At 49.7% G+C, this 378-nt stretch carries 1 protein-coding gene; it reads right to left on the bottom strand.

The annotated features are described in order from the left end of the window. Nucleotides 1-378 (bottom strand): RHS domain-containing protein (locus HMPREF2726_RS09210; RefSeq protein ID WP_210399694.1); only part of this gene is annotated, 378 nt, incomplete at both ends.

Genomic DNA, 378 nt, shown 5'->3' with positions numbered 1-378 from the left:
CGAACCATAAGAGGTTGCCGTCTTTATCGGTCATCTCCCTAGGGATGCCGATTTGGTCGCAATGGAAGTAGTGGATTTGTTGTCGGCTTTCGCCGTCTTTGGTTGTCCAATCGCGGACTTGCGCCAAGGGTTCGTAAGAATCTTGGTCGGCGTAGATATAGGTATACCTGCCGTCCGGGTGGATTTCTTGCAGTAAATGACTACCGTCCAAAACGAAACGGGTTTGGTTTTCGAGGTCGTTTGAAACTTCTTCGTCTTTCAGACGACCTTTGCCTATCCTCCTGCCCAGGGCGTCGTAGGTGTACGCCCAAGTTTCTTTCGTGCCGTCTTTTTTGAAGATTTCGGCTTTAACCAGTTGGTCGTGCAGGTCGTAGAAAT

This window comes from Neisseria sp. HMSC074B07, assembly GCF_001810355.1.
Classification (GTDB): Bacteria; Pseudomonadota; Gammaproteobacteria; order Burkholderiales; family Neisseriaceae; genus Neisseria.
The sequence above is the reverse complement of the archived record's forward strand: the minus strand, read 5'-3'. Positions and strand labels throughout refer to the sequence as shown.